18 protein-coding genes are annotated in these 14,009 nt (G+C 72.2%); 3 read left to right on the forward strand and 15 right to left on the reverse strand.

Annotated features, from left to right (window positions below; translation table 11 throughout):
* Positions 1–40: 40 nt before the first annotated feature.
* Complete coding sequence (locus OHS58_RS36005) at positions 41–907, forward strand: LacI family DNA-binding transcriptional regulator (RefSeq protein ID WP_326945235.1); 867 nt, start codon at positions 41–43, stop codon at positions 905–907.
* 62 nt (positions 908–969) lie between these two features.
* Here the strand turns inward: OHS58_RS36005 and OHS58_RS36010 are convergent, their stop codons facing one another.
* Positions 970–1,968, reverse strand: a complete 999-nt coding sequence (locus tag OHS58_RS36010) for a glycoside hydrolase family 76 protein (RefSeq protein ID WP_328645413.1) — start codon at positions 1,966–1,968, stop codon at positions 970–972.
* 72 nt (positions 1,969–2,040) lie between these two features.
* Here OHS58_RS36010 and OHS58_RS36015 point away from each other — a divergent pair, with 72 nt between their 5' ends.
* Positions 2,041–4,179 carry a molybdopterin-dependent oxidoreductase gene (locus tag OHS58_RS36015; protein ID WP_328645414.1) on the forward strand — a complete coding sequence of 713 codons (2,139 nt, stop codon included), beginning with the start codon at positions 2,041–2,043 and terminating at the stop codon, positions 4,177–4,179.
* Here OHS58_RS36015 and OHS58_RS36020 read toward each other — a convergent pair whose 3' ends face one another.
* The 11 genes from OHS58_RS36020 to OHS58_RS36070 all read right to left on the reverse strand — a co-directional run bounded on the left by OHS58_RS36020 (position 4,180) and on the right by OHS58_RS36070 (position 9,772).
* Positions 4,180–4,836, reverse strand: a complete 657-nt coding sequence (locus tag OHS58_RS36020) for a TrmH family RNA methyltransferase (RefSeq protein ID WP_247059319.1) — start codon at positions 4,834–4,836, stop codon at positions 4,180–4,182.
* Between the two features lie 15 nt (positions 4,837–4,851).
* Positions 4,852–5,244: a DUF2784 domain-containing protein gene (locus OHS58_RS36025; RefSeq protein WP_247059320.1), complete on the reverse strand. Its 393-nt coding sequence runs from the start codon at positions 5,242–5,244 to the stop codon at positions 4,852–4,854.
* A 313-nt stretch (positions 5,245–5,557) separates the two neighbouring features.
* Positions 5,558–6,115 carry an alkaline shock response membrane anchor protein AmaP gene (locus OHS58_RS36030; RefSeq protein WP_326956574.1) on the reverse strand — a complete coding sequence of 186 codons (558 nt, stop codon included), beginning with the start codon at positions 6,113–6,115 and terminating at the stop codon, positions 5,558–5,560.
* Entirely contained in the window at positions 6,112–6,603 is a 492-nt protein-coding gene (locus OHS58_RS36035; RefSeq protein WP_326956572.1) for a DUF6286 domain-containing protein, read from the reverse strand. The genes OHS58_RS36030 and OHS58_RS36035 overlap by 4 nt, the downstream gene beginning before the upstream one ends.
* A 26-nt stretch (positions 6,604–6,629) precedes the next feature.
* Positions 6,630–6,983 carry an Asp23/Gls24 family envelope stress response protein gene (locus OHS58_RS36040; RefSeq protein ID WP_328645415.1) on the reverse strand — a complete coding sequence of 118 codons (354 nt, stop codon included), beginning with the start codon at positions 6,981–6,983 and terminating at the stop codon, positions 6,630–6,632.
* A gap of 4 nt (positions 6,984–6,987) precedes the next feature.
* Entirely contained in the window at positions 6,988–7,170 is a 183-nt protein-coding gene (locus OHS58_RS36045) for a hypothetical protein (protein WP_326945243.1), read from the reverse strand.
* Positions 7,171–7,172: 2 nt separating this feature from the next.
* Positions 7,173–7,625 carry an Asp23/Gls24 family envelope stress response protein gene (locus tag OHS58_RS36050; protein ID WP_326945244.1) on the reverse strand — a complete coding sequence of 151 codons (453 nt, stop codon included), beginning with the start codon at positions 7,623–7,625 and terminating at the stop codon, positions 7,173–7,175.
* A gap of 335 nt (positions 7,626–7,960) precedes the next feature.
* Entirely contained in the window at positions 7,961–8,257 is a 297-nt protein-coding gene (locus tag OHS58_RS36055; protein WP_328645416.1) for a hypothetical protein, read from the reverse strand.
* Positions 8,254–8,616 (reverse strand): Asp23/Gls24 family envelope stress response protein, encoded by a 363-nt coding sequence (locus OHS58_RS36060; RefSeq protein WP_328645417.1) that lies wholly within the window; start codon positions 8,614–8,616, stop codon positions 8,254–8,256. The genes OHS58_RS36055 and OHS58_RS36060 overlap by 4 nt, the downstream gene beginning before the upstream one ends.
* Positions 8,613–9,215 carry an Asp23/Gls24 family envelope stress response protein gene (locus OHS58_RS36065; protein WP_326945247.1) on the reverse strand — a complete coding sequence of 201 codons (603 nt, stop codon included), beginning with the start codon at positions 9,213–9,215 and terminating at the stop codon, positions 8,613–8,615. The genes OHS58_RS36060 and OHS58_RS36065 overlap by 4 nt, the downstream gene beginning before the upstream one ends.
* Positions 9,206–9,772, reverse strand: a complete 567-nt coding sequence (locus tag OHS58_RS36070) for an RNA polymerase sigma factor (protein ID WP_247059336.1) — start codon at positions 9,770–9,772, stop codon at positions 9,206–9,208. Before OHS58_RS36070 ends, OHS58_RS36065 begins: the two co-directional genes overlap by 10 nt.
* A gap of 157 nt (positions 9,773–9,929) precedes the next feature.
* On the opposite strand from OHS58_RS36070, the gene OHS58_RS36075 reads away from it, so the two are divergent.
* The gene (locus OHS58_RS36075; protein ID WP_247059337.1) at positions 9,930–10,118 is read left to right on the forward strand and encodes a CsbD family protein; all 189 of its coding nucleotides are present in this window, start codon (positions 9,930–9,932) and stop codon (positions 10,116–10,118) included.
* Between the two features lie 36 nt (positions 10,119–10,154).
* Here OHS58_RS36075 and pyrE read toward each other — a convergent pair whose 3' ends face one another.
* The 3 genes from pyrE to OHS58_RS36090 are packed head-to-tail and all read right to left on the reverse strand — an operon-like array spanning position 10,155 to position 13,957.
* Positions 10,155–10,721 (reverse strand): orotate phosphoribosyltransferase, encoded by a 567-nt coding sequence (gene pyrE / locus OHS58_RS36080; RefSeq protein WP_326945248.1) that lies wholly within the window; start codon positions 10,719–10,721, stop codon positions 10,155–10,157.
* Positions 10,722–10,748: 27 nt separating this feature from the next.
* Positions 10,749–13,196: an ABC transporter permease gene (locus OHS58_RS36085; RefSeq protein WP_328645418.1), complete on the reverse strand. Its 2,448-nt coding sequence runs from the start codon at positions 13,194–13,196 to the stop codon at positions 10,749–10,751.
* Positions 13,196–13,957, reverse strand: a complete 762-nt coding sequence (locus OHS58_RS36090) for an ABC transporter ATP-binding protein (RefSeq protein ID WP_247059342.1) — start codon at positions 13,955–13,957, stop codon at positions 13,196–13,198. Before OHS58_RS36090 ends, OHS58_RS36085 begins: the two co-directional genes overlap by 1 nt.
* Positions 13,958–14,009: the final 52 nt, after the last annotated feature.

Here is a 14,009-nt window from a genome sequence, read left to right on the forward strand (position 1 = left end):
GCTCAGCGGATACCTTTCGGCTGAGCGTCTGCGAGGGCTTATGACGGCACTTTCGCCGGAGCTCCGGTTCTGGGACCCCCCGGTCACCTACCGGATCGGCGTCGCGTTGGGTGCGCAAGCGCACCCCGATTCGGGTGAGCTGCTGCGCTCGATCAGGGCCGCCGCCGCACAGGCCGGCTGCGACGTCACCCTGGCCGACACCGGCGACAGCGTCAGCGAAGAGGCCGCGGTCGTCCGCGCGCTGCGGGCGGACCTCGTGGACGGCGTGCTGCTGGTTCCCACGCCGGGCGACGAAGCGGTGGTCAACGGCCTGGTCCGGATGGGCGTGCCGACGGTCCTGATGGACCGCGTCGCGGCGCGCAACGACGTCGACCAGGTGGGCACGGAGAGCGTCCACTCGATGAGCACGCTGGTGAAGCACCTGATCGAGCGCCGCCACCGCAAGATCGGCCTGATCTCGGGCGACGACGGCCAGGACGTCAGCCGCGAGCGCGTCCGGGGGTATCGCCTCGGCCTGGAGCAGTCGGGCCTGCGCTGGAACCGCGAACTGGTGGAGAGCGGCCTGTCGACGTCGGGCGGAGCGGCCCGCGCGACGGCCAAGCTCCTGGACGGCTGGCCCTCCCCGACGGCGCTGGTGGTGGCGGACGAGGCGATGCTGGTGGGCGTCCAGTACGAGGCCCACCGCCGCGGCATCCGCATCGGCTCGGAGCTGGCCGTGGTCGGCTACGGCGACATGGACTGGGCCCGCCGGGTGAGCCCGGCGGTGACGACACTGGTCCAGCCGATCGCCGATATCGGCCGCCGGGCGGTGCAGCTGCTGCTGTCCCGAATGGCCGACCCGGACCGGCCCCCGGAGTCGGTGCTGCTGACACCGAGGTTCCTGCACGGCGCGTCCTGCGGCTGCTGAGGCCGAGCGTCCTACCGCGGCTTGTCGTGAGTGTTTAGGGCGGTTCTAACCGCCCTAAACACTCACGACGTCTGGGACAGCGTCGCCGCCGCTTCGAGCAGCATCCAGCCGCCGACCTGGACCGACATGTCGCGCTCCGGGGCGTCTTTCGGCAACGGCGAGGGTGCCGGGCGGTCCCAGAACGCGCTGAACACCGGGCCCTCCGACGCGCCTGACCAGCACGCATCGGCCGACGTGAGCACCAGCGATCGCGCCACCGAGGCCTCGGGGCCGGGAAGGGACCGCGCCGCCAAAGCCAGGTAGCGCGCCAGGATCGCCGCGAACAAACCTCCGTCGCCGCCGCTTTGGCCGCGGATCACGCCGCCGGGCGCGCAATGCTCAGCCACCGCCCGGACCGTCCGCGCCGCTTCGTCCATTAAGGACAGTTCTAGGCACGCGCCGAGGTAGACCCCTTGGCAGTACGTGTAAATGTGCTTCACCAGCTCGCCCGTGTCCGTCCGGATGCCGTCCCAGACCAGGCCCGTCGACGGGTCCACCAGGGTCGACGTCAGCCAGTCCGTCATCTCGCGGGCGCGGGTGCGGTTGCCGGAGCGGGCGTGGAAGATCGCCGCCGGGCCGTTGGCCGGGGCGTTCTTGAACTCGTCGCCGACGCGCCACCAGATGCCGCCGCCCGCCGCCTCCGTCCAGCCCGACAGGAGCTGCGTGTCGATCGCCGCCAGTGCCGGGCCGACGTCGATGCCCAGTGACTGAACCCGTTGCAGCGCAAGGCCCAGCCACGCGATGTCGTCGTAGAAGTCGTTCGTCCAGCGGCCGAAGTTGCGCAGCCGCACCGAGCGGACGAACGAACGAATCAGGGCGAGCCGGGACGCCGAGGGCGCACGCAGCTGGGCGTCGATCAGCGTGTCCAGCAGGTGCGCCTGCCACCAGTAGTTCCAGTGCCAGTGCAGCCGCTGCCCCGGCGTCGCCGGCCAGCCGCTGCGGCCGAGGACCGTGCCGGGCAGCCCCCACACCCGGCGCAGGTGCCGCGAGGTCACCGCGCGTTCGGCGGCCGAGACGTCCATGCGGGCAATCCTGCCTTGCCCACCGACATACCGCTCGGTATGTTGAAGGACCCGACGGCCTGCGAGGTACTCATGACCACGGCACACGTCACCTGCCCGCTGTGCGAAGCGACCTGCGGCCTCGAGGTGACGCTGGACGAGAACCAGCAGGTCACCCGCGTCACCGGCGACCAGCAGGACGTCTTCTCGAAGGGCTACATCTGCCCGAAGGGCGCATCGCTCGGCGCGCTGCACCACGATCCCGACCGGCTGACCGCGCCGCTGCTCAAGCGCGACGGCGAGTTCGTCGAGGTCAGCTGGCAGGAGGCCTACGACGAGATCGACCGGCGGCTCCCGCCGCTCCTCGAGAAGTACGGCCGCAACGCCGTCGCCGTCTACGCGGGCAACCCCGGCGTGCACAACATCGCGCTGACGCTCTACAGCCGTGTGCTCTACAAAGCGTTGGGCACCAAGAACTTCTACAGCGCGACGTCGGTCGACCAGATGCCGAAGCACTACTCGTCCGGCACCATGTTCGGCGACCCGCTCGCCATCCCGGTGCCCGACGTCGACCGCACGCGGCACCTGCTCATCCTCGGCGCGAACCCGCTGGTGTCCAACGGCAGCCTGATGACCGCGCCCGACATGCGCGGGCGGCTGCGCGGGATCCGCGAGCGCGGCGGCAAGATCGTCGTCGTCGACCCACGCCGCACGCGCACCGCGCAGTTCGCCGACGAGCACCACGCCATCCGGCCCGGCACCGACGCACTGCTGCTGTTCGCGCTGGTCAACGTCCTGGTCTCGGAAGAGCGCGTCCAGCTCGGCCGGCTGGCGGAGCACGTCAACGGCCTCGACGACGTCCGCGCGCTGGCTCAGCCGTTCACCCCCGAGGCCGTCGCGCCGCGCGTCGGCATCGGCGCCGCCGAGATCCGCCGGATGGCCCTGGACCTGGCCGACGCCGAGAACGCCGTGGTCTACGGCCGGATCGGCACCACCACCCAGACGTTCGGCACGATCGCGAGCTGGCTGGTCGACGTCCTCAACGTGCTCACCGGCAACCTCGACGAGCCCGGCGGCGCGATGTTCCCGCTGGCCGCGTGCACGCCGACCGGGAACCGGCGCCCGTTCGCCGTCGGCCGCTGGCACAGCCGGGTGCGCGGCTACCCCGAGGTCGTCGGCGAGCTGCCGGTCGCGACGCTGGCCGACGAGATCGAAACCCCGGGCGAGGGCCAGGTCCGCGCCCTGATCACGGTCAGCGGCAACCCCTGCCTGAGCACGCCGAACGCGGGCCGCCTGGCCGCGGCCATCGACGGCCTCGACTTCATGATCTCGGTCGACGTCTACCTCAACGAGACGTCCCGCCAGGCCGACGTCATCCTGCCCGGGCCGTCACCGCTCGAACGGCCGCACTTCGACCTGGCGTTCTACCAGCTTTCGGTGCGCAACATCGCGAACTGGACGCCGCCGACGCTGCCGTCGAAGCTCCCGCAGGAATGGGAGACCATGCTGCGCCTCACCGGCATCGTCACCGGTCAGGGGCCCGAAGCGGACGTCGCCGCGCTGGACGACTTCGTCGCCGCCGAAACCGCGCGGCGCGCCAAGCTGGAGGTCACCGGCGACCGGACCGGGCCCGCGCGGCTGGTCGACCTGATGCTGCGCAGCGGCCCGTACGACGTCACGCTGGCCGACCTCGAAGCCGCGCCGCACGGCATCGACTTCGGCGCACTGAAGCCGCGGATCCCGGAGGTGCTGTGCACGGCGTCCGGACGGATCGAGCTGGCGCCGGAACCGATCGTCGCGGACGTCCCGCGGCTGCGCGACGAGCTGGCCCGCCCCCTGGACGACGGCTTGGTGCTGATCGGCCGGCGGCACCTCAGCTCGAACAACTCGTGGATGCACAACCTCGCGCCGCTGGTCCGCGGCGGGAACCGCTGCACGGTCCAGGTCCACCCGAGCGACGCGACCCGCCTCGGCCTGACCGACGGCGGTCTCGCGTCGGTGACATCGCGCGCCGGGAAACTGGAGGTCCCGGTGGAGGTGACGGACGAGGTCCGCGAGGGCGTGATCAGCATCCCCCACGGCTGGGGGCACGACGTGGCCGGTTCGCGCACGCGGGTGGCGAGCGCGAACCCGGGCGTCAACTCGAACCTGGTCGCCGACGAGACGCTGCTGGACGTGCCGTCGGGAACCTCGGTGCTGAACGGCATCCCGGTCGAGGTCGCGCCGGCCTGATCACCAGGCCTGGGACAGGTCCGCGTGCTGCCGGACCCAGGCGTGCATCACGATGCCCGCCGCGACGCCGGCGTTGATCGAGCGCGTCGTGCCGAACTGGGCGATCGACACCACCAGCGCCGCCGTGGCCTGGGCGGCCTCCGACAGGCCCGGTCCTTCCTGGCCGAACAGCAGCACGCACTCGCGCGGGATGTCCGCCGTCTCGACCGGCTGGGACCCCGGCGTGTTGTCGACCGCCACGACCGCGAGGCCCTGCTCGGCCGCGAAGGTGAGCAGGCCGGCGACGTCGTCGTGGTGGCGCAGGTGCTGGTAGCGGTCGGTCACCATGGCGCCCCGGCGGTTCCAGCGGCGGCGGCCGACGATGTGGACCTCGGCCGCGGCGAAAGCGTTGGCGGTGCGGACCACCGTGCCGATGTTGTGGTCGTGCTGGAAGTTCTCGATGGCCACGTGGAACGGGTGGCGGCGGGCGTCCACATCGGACACGATCGCCTCACGGCGCCAGTAGCGGTACTTGTCGACGACGTTGCGGCGGTCGCCGTCGCGCAGCAGGTCCGGGTCGTAGCGGTCGTCCGAGGGCCAGTCACCCGGCCAGGGGCCGACGCCGACCTCTTCGCGGCTCACCCACTCGGTGGGCCCGACGTCGTGGGGTGTGCTCACGGCGTCGATTGTCGCCTAACCCAGGTGGACGGCGTGCGCGCGGGCGTCCTCGTGGTGATCGCGGTGGCGCCACCGGTGGTAGACGCCGACGTACGAGTAGATCACCAGCACGACCGCGATGATGCCGATCGCCGGCAGCCACGAACGCGGGAACACCGTGTCGTAGAGGTAGTACGCGTTGAACCCGCCGGGCAGGTCGCCGAGGCCTTCCTGGTTCCGGAAGAAGTTCTCCAGCGCGGTCAGCGGGCACGGCACCGGCGTGACGTTCACGAGGATGCCCCAGAACGCCGCGAACATGTGCACGAAGATCAGCTTGGGCCAGCGCCAGGCGAGGAACCCGCCGAGGCCGATCAGCAGCAAGGCGAGGATGTGCACCGCAACGGTCACGTCGGCCAGGAACTTCGCCACCGCCCACCCCCTTACCCCGATCCCCCTACCAGGGACTTTACTCCGCTGATCGGAATCGGCCTGCTCGAAGAATGCCCAGGCGTGTGATGTTCAACCCACCGGAGCAACTTCTTCACCTGGGTGGTGACGGAGGCGTCACACCGGGTGGAAATTCGGGGGGCCGTTTCGCCGGGTACTTCGTCGGCTCCTCGTGCGGGTACTGATCGGGTGCGCCGTCCGGTTTCTTCCGGTTCGGGTCGTTCGGGCGGTGCGGCTCACCGGGCGTCGACGGCTGCTCGTCCATCCGTCGACGGTAACCCCGGCGGCCACCGCTTCACCGGGCGCGAGCGCCGGATTTCGCCGTCAGCCGAACTTCGAGCCGCACCGGCAGGGCGTCGACCTCCAGGGCCTGGCGCAACCGCGGGACGGCGTGCTCGGTGATCCGGGCGCGGATCGCCCCCGCGTCGGCCTCGGCGTCGGTCGTGACGATCAGGAACAGTGCCGGCGCCTCGCGCGGCCCGGTGAGCCAGGCCGACGCCGACCGGACGCCGGCGTAGCCCTCGACGTCGGCCGCGACCGGCGCGGCGGCCGTCGACGAGTCCAGCGTGGTCGCGCCCTCGGCCTCCTCGGTCCGCCAGGCGACGGTCTTCGGCCGCCGGAACGCCTGGGCCGTCAGCCAGCGCAGGCACAGCAGCCCCAGCACGACGGCGACCGCGATCGCCGCGTAGAACACCCAGGTCGGCGGCGCCGTCGAGCCCGGGACCAGCGAAGATTCCGGGTCGAGGACGTGCAGCCGCCCGAAGTGGGTGGCCAGCGCGAACCCGCCGGCGGCGAGCAGCACGAGGCCGATCAGGGCGAGCAGGGTGCGGTTGAGCGCGGCGGGCCGGTTCATCGCGCACCTCGCACGCGGACGCGGACCCGCGGCGGCGTGGCCAGATCGACCTGGCCGAGCCGCGTTTCGAGCGCGGAGCGGACGGCGTCGGCGAGCCCGTCGGTGCGCGTCCGCTGGGTCTTCACCTTCACCCGCACGGTGCGGCGACGCAGCTTGAGCGCGGCCGCCGAGACGCCGTCGACGTGCGCGGCGGTCGCCCGCAACGACGTCCGCAGGCCGTGGCGCGTGGTGCCGGTGTCGAAACCCGGCTCCGGCGCCAGCGGCAGGACGACCGGGCGGCCGCGCAGCAGCGCCGCCGCCAGCAGCACGAACCCCACGAGAACCGCGGCCCCGCCCCCGACGAGCACGGGCAGTTCGTTCCAGGAGGTGTCGTGGACGCGGGCGGCGACCGCGTCGTAGGACAGCACCGGCGGCACGCCCAGCAGCCGCTGCACGAGCGCCGTCACGACGAACGCGCACGCGGCGAGCAGGACGAGCGCGGTGAGCATCGCCGGCACGCTCCGCCGTGGCCGCCTCATCGGACCCGCCGCTTCGGCTGCTCGACCGGCGACAGCGCGATCGTGATGTCGACGCGCTGGGTGCGCAGGCCGGTCAGTTCGGTGGTGCGGCCGAGCAGGTGGGCCCGGACCCGGTCGGCGGTGCCGGTGACGGGCGCCGGGTAGACCACGGGCAACCGGATGTCCACAGTGGTCACTTCACCGTCCACTGTGGCCTTCGCGGTGACGTCGGCGGCGACGCCGTCGACCTCACGCGCGGCCCGGGCGGCGATGCGCCCGACCGCCCGCGGCTCGACGGTCGTCTCGCCGCGCTCTTCTTCTTCGACCGTCTCGACGTCGTCGCGGCGGTGCCGCGCGGTGACCGTCGACATGGGGTTACCTCCGATCCCGGGCGGCCCCGACGAGGGCGGACAGGTCGAGCTTGCCGTCGGCCCAACGGCCGGCGAGGAGGCCGAGGCCGCCCAGCACGAGCACGGCGACAAAAGCGCCGAACCCGCCGAAGGCGGCCGCGAACCCCAGCGCCAGTCCGAAGAGCAGGCCGATCAGGGTGCCGTTCACGGTCACAGCACCCGGTCGCTGGTGACGGGCACGTCGTCGTCACCCGGGATGTGGACGTCGTTGACGTTGATGTTCACCTCGACGACCTGCAGCCCGGTCATCTGCTCGATCGCGGTGATCACGTTGCGCCGCACCGACCGCGCGAGATCCGCGATGGCGACGCCGTACTCGACGACGAGCTGCAGATCGACGGCGGCCTGCTTCTCGCCGACCTCGACCGAAACCCCCTGGCCGACGCTGGAGGACGCGCCGGGGATGCGGTCGCGCAGCGCGCTCAGAGCGCGAGCGGCCCCACCACCGCCGAGTTCGTGCACACCGTTGACCTCACGGGCGGCGAGCCCGGCGATCTTCTGCACGACGGTGTCGGCGATGGTGGTGGTGCCCTGCTTCGAGACGAGCGCACTGGTGGCGTCGTTCGCGGTGGTCACCACGGTCTTCTCGGCGGTCGCGGTCATGAGGTCCTCCTCGGGTGTTCTGGGAATGTCCTGGGGAACAAGGCTTTCCGCCTGGTTCGTAGGTAAGGACACCGGGGATGGGGAATCGTCACTGCCCCGATCGTGTGACGTGGGTCTCGGCTTGGGCCGCGGGTGTCCGCTGGTGTCCGCTGCCCCGAAACGCTGACGGTGGCTCGGATCCGTGGGCCTCAGGCCGGTTGTCCCCAGGGTGAACCACATGTGGACAACTCGGCGGAATCGGCCGCACGACAACGGTTTTGTCCGTGGGCGCCGGTACGCTGGGCGTGGGACGTCCCCCCAGGGAGCGGTGGGGGTATGTGTGTGTGTGGGGGCGATCAGGCGAAGGCTGCGCCGTCGAGGTCGGTGACGACCAAGCGCAGGTGGGCGTTCTCCCACTCCGTGCCCGCCAGCACCGGGCGCACGACTTCCGTCGCGCGGTCCAGCAGTGGCGGGATCGGCAGCCGGGACGCGATCAGGCGGATCTGGACCAGTTCCGGCGTCAGGTCGACCGCCATGCCTTCCCAGTCCACCGGGAGCCACGTCGTCCCGGCGGAGACCGGGGTCGCCGGGCGGAGGCCCGGGACGCCCTTGATCGCGACGATGATCTTCTCGACCGCCTCGCCCGCGATCACCGGTTCGCCGTTTCGATGTCCATGATGGACACCGACACCTCGTCGACGACCAGGCCGGTCTGCGCGGTGACGTACCGGCTGACCGCGCGCTGCACCGACCGGCCGACCGTCGCGGCCTGGTCGGCGCCCGACGCGATCAGGTCCACCTGGACGCTCAGCCTGCCGTCCACCGTGCGGACGCGGACGCCGTCGGCCGGGGCCGGGTCGAGGCCCTTCCAGCGCTGGCGGGCCGCCCGCGTCCACGCCGTCACCAGCCCCCGCAGGCCCGGCTCCAGCCGCACCACGCCCGGCGCGGTGATCGCCGCCCGGGCCGCCACACTGGCGATCACCGGGTCGGCGACGACGTACTCCACAGTCATTCCCCTGGCTCCCCGACAGTGTCCTCGCCGAGAGTGTCTTCCTCGACAGCGTCCTCTTCAAAAACGTCGTCCACCAGCAGGTCGAGCTTCGCCAGCGTCAGGCCCACCCGGGCCGCGGCCGCCGCGGTCACCCGCTCCCGCACCAGCGACAACGCTTCACCGCCCGTAGCGTTCCGCAGACTCACCGCGAGGGTGAGCTGGACTTCGACGACACCCGCGCCGTCGTCGTGGATCCGGCAGCGCCGGGCGCGGATGCCCACGACGGTGTCCGCCGCGTAGCGCAGCACCGCCGCCACCGCCTGCTCGCTGATCTCGACGCTCCCGGGTTCCGGGCTCGGCAGCGGCACCATCGAGCCGCGCCGCACCTCCGCCCGGACCGCCGACATGATCCGGCCGAACAGGTCCGGTGGCGGCGCGTCCGCTTCGGCCACCATCTCGGACGTCGCCTCGCGCAACGCGAGCAGGCTTTCGCGCGCCGCCCGGCAGTGCGGGCAGGTCAGCTCGTGCTCGTCGGCCAGCCCGGCGCCGACCGCGTCGAGCCGCTCCCACACCTGCTCGACATCGCGTTCGCAGGGCAGTTCGTAGTCCGTCATCGCCATGGCTTCATCACCTCCGCCAGCTGTGCCCTGGCCCGCGCGATCCGGCCCCGCACCGCGGTGCCGTTCACGCCGACGATTTCGCCGATCTCCTCGTAGGACCGGCCGTGCACCTCACGCAGCAGCCAGCACGCCCGCTGTTCCGGGGTGAGCTGCGCCAAGGCCGTGTTCAACGCCGCGAGCTGGCCGCTCACCTGCGCGGCCCGCTCCGGCTGGAGGTCGCGGCGCGGCGACTCCGCCGTGTCCAGATCGACGTCGGCCTGCGGCCGGCGCGCCCGGATGGCGTTCAGGCAGCGGTTCGTCGTGGCCCGGTAGAGCCAGCCGACGAACGCGGCGTCCTCGCCGAGCTGGTCGAGCTTGCGCCAGGCGTTGAGGAACACCTCCTGCACGACGTCCTCGGCGTCACCGCGGTTCGCGAGCATCTTCGCCGCGAGCCGGAACATCGGGCCCTGGTAGCGCAGCACGAGCTGTTCGTACGCCCGGACGTCGCCGTCCCGCGCGCGGCCCACCAGGGTCGCGTCGTCGAGCGGCGTGCCGGGATCCGCGCTGGTCGTCGTCACGGCACCTCCTCGGCAAGAGGACACGGGAGCCCGGGAAACGTCACGCACTGATTGTGGGTGACAGCCATCACTCGTGCGAATCCGTGACGAAAGATCACCGCCGGGGTCCTTCCGGCACCAGGCACCCACCGGGGTGCCACGGATCGGGAGGTGTCCCATGTCGCTGGGCGACAAGATCAGCAACAAGGCCGAGGACCTGGGCGGCAAGGCCAAGGAGACCGCCGGGAACGTCACCGGCGACGAGCAACTGAAGGCCGAGGGCCAGGGCGACCAGGCCAAGGCGGGCCTGAAGGACGCCGTCGAGCACGTCAAGGACGCCGCGAAGGACCTCTTCGGCAAGAAGTGAGCCGGGGGCTGACGCGCGGCCGCCCCCGGCCCCGCGTCAGCCTTCCAGCCCCAGGTCGTCCAGGCCCAGGATGAACCGGTACTCGAGGCCTTCCTTCTCGATGGCCTCGCGCGCGCCGGTGTCGCGGTCGACGACCGTCACGACCCCGATGACGTCGGCGCCGGCTTCACGCAGCGCCGCCACCGCGGTGAGCACGCTGCCGCCGGTCGTGGAGGTGTCCTCGACGGCCAGCACGCGCTGGCCGCGGACCTCCATGCCCTCGATGCGCCGCTGCATCCCGTGCGCCTTCGTGTCCTTGCGGACGACGAACGCGTCGAGCACGACACCGTCGGTCGCCGCGGAGTGCAGCATCGCCAGCGCGACCGGGTCGGCGCCGAGCGTGAGCCCGCCGGCCGCCACGTAGTCCCAGTCCGCCGTGAGCTGCCGCAGCAGCTTGCCGATCAACGGCGCGGCCGCGTGGTGCAGCGTCGCCCGCCGGAGGTCGATGTAGTAGTCGGCTTCCTTGCCGGACGCCAGGGTCACTTTTCCGTGCACCACGGAAAGATCGGTGACCAACCTGGCCAGTTCGAGTTTCGCCGCTTGATCCAGAACGGGGTTCGCCACGGCCGTGAGTCTTACACACGACCGGGTTCACTCCCCGATGGATGTGGCGTCGACCGCACGCCCGCGCGTCGCCGCCCAGGCCGGGACCAAGATCGCCACCAGCGCAAGCACTATGGCGACGGCGAGCACCGTCAGGTAGATCGTGATCGGCCCCTGCGGCAGCACGGAACCGGTCACCACGAGGCAGAACGGGACGATCGCGCCGGCCGCCGTCGCCGTGCCGAGCAGGATCGCGATGGTCGCGATCAGCCCGCCTTCGACGCCGGCCATCCGCAGCACCTGGCCGCGGGTGAAGCCGCTCAGCCGCTGCAGCCCGAACTCGCGGCGCCGCTTGCCGGTCGCCATCACCAGCGTGTTGACGACGGAGATCACGGTGTACGCGATGATCATCCCGACGAGCAGGTAGTTGACCCACGCGCCGACCTCGTTGCCCTTGGCGTGCGCCGCGATCAGCGCGTTCCGGTCGCCGATCTGCACCGGCAACCCCGCTGTCGCCGCGCGAAGGTGCGAAGCCAGCGTCGCCGGGTCGACGCCGGGAGCCGCGCGGACCAGCAGCTGCGGGACGAGCCCGGTGGTCGTGTGCGGCGCGAGCAGCCCGGCGGGCAGGACGAGGTTCTCGAACCCGGCGCGTTGGCTCACGACGGCCCCCACCCGCACGTCCACCGGGGTGCCGTCGCCGAGCCGCAGCGACAGCGTGTCGCCGACGTGGCGGCCGAGCGTGTCCGGCACCGTGACGGCGTTCCCGGTCAGCTCACTGACACCGATCGCGGGCCAGCCGTCCTTGTCCTGGTTCGAGTCGAACGGCTTCTCGATGAAGACCGTGCTCGTGACGTATTCCGACGCGCTCGCAACCCCGGGCACCGAACGGACCCGGTCGACCACCGACGGATCGAGCCCGATCGGCGAGCCGACGACGGCGTCCGCGCGCAGGTCCTCGGTGTACGCCTGGTTCGAGACGGCTTCCTGGGTGGTCTGCAGGTAGATATTCGCGGTCGCGATGCCGACGGCGAGCATGATCGGCGTGACCGCGCCGGCCGTCCGGACCGCGACGACGCGGGTGTTGAGCAGCGCGACGCGGCCGACCACGCCGGTGACCGCCTGCAGCGGCCAGCGCAGCAGCGTCGCCATCACCTTCGTGACGCCGGGGCTGATCGCCGCCAGGCCGAACGCCCACAGCATCACGGCCGGGCCGGACGTGCTGGCCGCGACCGGGCCGGTCATCACCGCGACCGTGACGATCGCCAGCGCCGTCCCGCCGCCGAAGCACAGGATCGCCGTGATCAGCCGGATCGGCGTCAGCCAGCGCCGCTCGACGGCGGCTTCGGCGAGCGCCTCGGTCGGGCGGACCTTCGACGCACGCCGTCCCGCGACGAACGCGGCGCCGATGACGGCCAGCAGGGACGCGCCCGCGGCGACCGTCGCCGGGAGCCAGCCCTGCTCGAAGCGCAGCACGTCGGGGACGACGTGGTTGGCCGCGAGCTGGTCGAACAGCCACCGGCCGAGCAGCGGGCCGAGGGCGATCGCGGCCCCCACCGCGAGCAGCCCGACGACCAGCGCCTCGCCGAGCACCATCCGCCGCAGCTGGCGCGGGGTCGTGCCGATGGCGCGCAGCAACGCGAGTTCGCGCTGGCGCTGCTGCGTCGACAGCGAGAGCGTCCCGGCGACGACGAACACCATGACCGACGCCGACAGCCCGCCGGACACCGCGGACAGCACGATGAGGTTCTCGCCGCCCGCGTCGACCTCGGGGAACTCCAGCAGGCCCCGGTCGCTGCCGGTCAGGACGACACCGGCGTCCCCGACCGCCGCCGTCACCGCGGCGACGTCGCCGCCGAAGACGCCGATCGTGTCGAACCGGCCGGGGTGCCCGGCCAGGCGCTCGGCGTCCGAAGGCGCGAAGAACACGGCCGCGTCCCGCATCGGCTGCGGCGCGGTGGCGATGCCCGAGACGCGGTACTGGGCGACCTCGCCGTGCGCGGCGACGGGCAGCGTGGCGCCGACAGCGAGCCCCAGCCCGGCGTCCACCACGACCTCGCCGGGCTGCGGTGCCTGGCCCTGCAACGTGTACGGCGTCAGCACGGCGGAGTCCCAGGCGTGCCCGAGCGCGCTCGCGGAGCCGATCTGCGCGGCGAAGCTGACCTCGCCGACGACGTTCGTGACGCCGGGGACCGCGCGGATGCGGTCGGCCAGCGCGGCGTCGACCCGGACGCGCTCGGCCAGGGTGCCGTTCTCGAACTTGTGCTTGTCCTCGGGGTCGAGGGTCGCCGGGTCGTCCTCCGGCAGCTTGAGCGTCTGCTGCCCGCCGACGACGATCGGCGCCGCGGCCAGCCGCTGCACCGGCGTCTCGGACCGGATGCCGGACTCCATCAGGCCACCGCACGCGGAGACGATCACCGCGCCGAAGAAGACGGCGACGAACGTCGCCAGGAAGGCGCCCTTGCGCAGGCGCAGGGTGCGCAGTGCGAGTCTGAACATCAGGCCCGCACCGCCGACCGGTCCCAGGCACCGAGGTGGGTCATCCGCTCGGCGACGGCTTCCGCGGTCGGCCGGGCCAGCCGGCCGGCGATCCGGCCGTCGGCCAGGAACACGACGTCGTCGGCGTGGGACGCGGCGACCGGGTCGTGCGTCACCATGATCACCGTCTGGCCGGACGCCCGGACGGACTCGCGCAGCAGGCCCAGGACGTCGGCGGCGGTGCGGGTGTCGAGCGCGCCGGTCGGCTCGTCGGCGAACAGCACGGCCGGGTCGGTGACCAGGGCCCGCGCGATCGCGACGCGCTGCTGCTGCCCGCCGGAGAGCTGCCCGGGCAGGTGCTTGCGGCGGCCGTCGAGCCCGACGTGCGTGAGGATCCGCGAGACGAGCCGCTTGTCCGCGCGCTTCCCGGCCAGCTGCAGCGGGAGGACGACGTTCTGCTCGACCGTCAGCGCCGGGAGCAGGTTGAACGCCTGGAACACGAAGCCGACGCGGTCGCGCCGCAGCTTGGTCAGGTAGGTCTCGCTCTTGCCGTCGAGGTCCTGCCCGTCGAGCACGACCCGGCCCGACGTCGGCCGGTCGAGGCCCGCCGCGCAGTGCAGGAACGTGCTCTTGCCCGAGCCCGACGGGCCCATCACGGCCGTGAAACCGCCGCGCGGGAAGGAGATCGAGACCCCGTCCAGCGCGACCACGCCTTCGCCGTACTCCTTGCGCACGGCTTCGAGCCGGACCGCGTCGGCTGCCTCGTGCCACCCAGTTGTCATGGGAAGAACGCTAGGCAGGTAGCGCCCGGACCTCCCTGGTGCTGACGCGCGT

Source organism: Amycolatopsis sp. NBC_00348 (assembly GCF_036114655.1).
In the GTDB taxonomy this organism is placed as follows: domain Bacteria; phylum Actinomycetota; class Actinomycetes; order Mycobacteriales; family Pseudonocardiaceae; genus Amycolatopsis.

What these genes read in the sequence shown, in the direction of transcription:
- OHS58_RS36005 (WP_326945235.1), top strand. Translation starts at nt 41, where the DNA reads ATGACGGCACTTTCGCCGGAGCTCCGGTTCTGGGACCCCCCGGTCACC.
- OHS58_RS36010 (WP_328645413.1), bottom strand. Translation starts at nt 1,968, where the DNA reads ATGGACGTCTCGGCCGCCGAACGCGCGGTGACCTCGCGGCACCTGCGC.
- OHS58_RS36015 (WP_328645414.1), top strand. Translation starts at nt 2,041, where the DNA reads ATGACCACGGCACACGTCACCTGCCCGCTGTGCGAAGCGACCTGCGGC.
- OHS58_RS36030 (WP_326956574.1), bottom strand. Translation starts at nt 6,115, where the DNA reads ATGAACCGGCCCGCCGCGCTCAACCGCACCCTGCTCGCCCTGATCGGC.
- OHS58_RS36035 (WP_326956572.1), bottom strand. Translation starts at nt 6,603, where the DNA reads ATGCTCACCGCGCTCGTCCTGCTCGCCGCGTGCGCGTTCGTCGTGACG.
- OHS58_RS36040 (WP_328645415.1), bottom strand. Translation starts at nt 6,983, where the DNA reads ATGTCGACGGTCACCGCGCGGCACCGCCGCGACGACGTCGAGACGGTC.
- OHS58_RS36050 (WP_326945244.1), bottom strand. Translation starts at nt 7,625, where the DNA reads ATGACCGCGACCGCCGAGAAGACCGTGGTGACCACCGCGAACGACGCC.
- OHS58_RS36060 (WP_328645417.1), bottom strand. Translation starts at nt 8,616, where the DNA reads ATGACTGTGGAGTACGTCGTCGCCGACCCGGTGATCGCCAGTGTGGCG.
- OHS58_RS36065 (WP_326945247.1), bottom strand. Translation starts at nt 9,215, where the DNA reads ATGGCGATGACGGACTACGAACTGCCCTGCGAACGCGATGTCGAGCAG.
- OHS58_RS36075 (WP_247059337.1), top strand. Translation starts at nt 9,930, where the DNA reads ATGTCGCTGGGCGACAAGATCAGCAACAAGGCCGAGGACCTGGGCGGC.
- OHS58_RS36085 (WP_328645418.1), bottom strand. Translation starts at nt 13,196, where the DNA reads ATGTTCAGACTCGCACTGCGCACCCTGCGCCTGCGCAAGGGCGCCTTC.
- OHS58_RS36090 (WP_247059342.1), bottom strand. Translation starts at nt 13,957, where the DNA reads ATGACAACTGGGTGGCACGAGGCAGCCGACGCGGTCCGGCTCGAAGCC.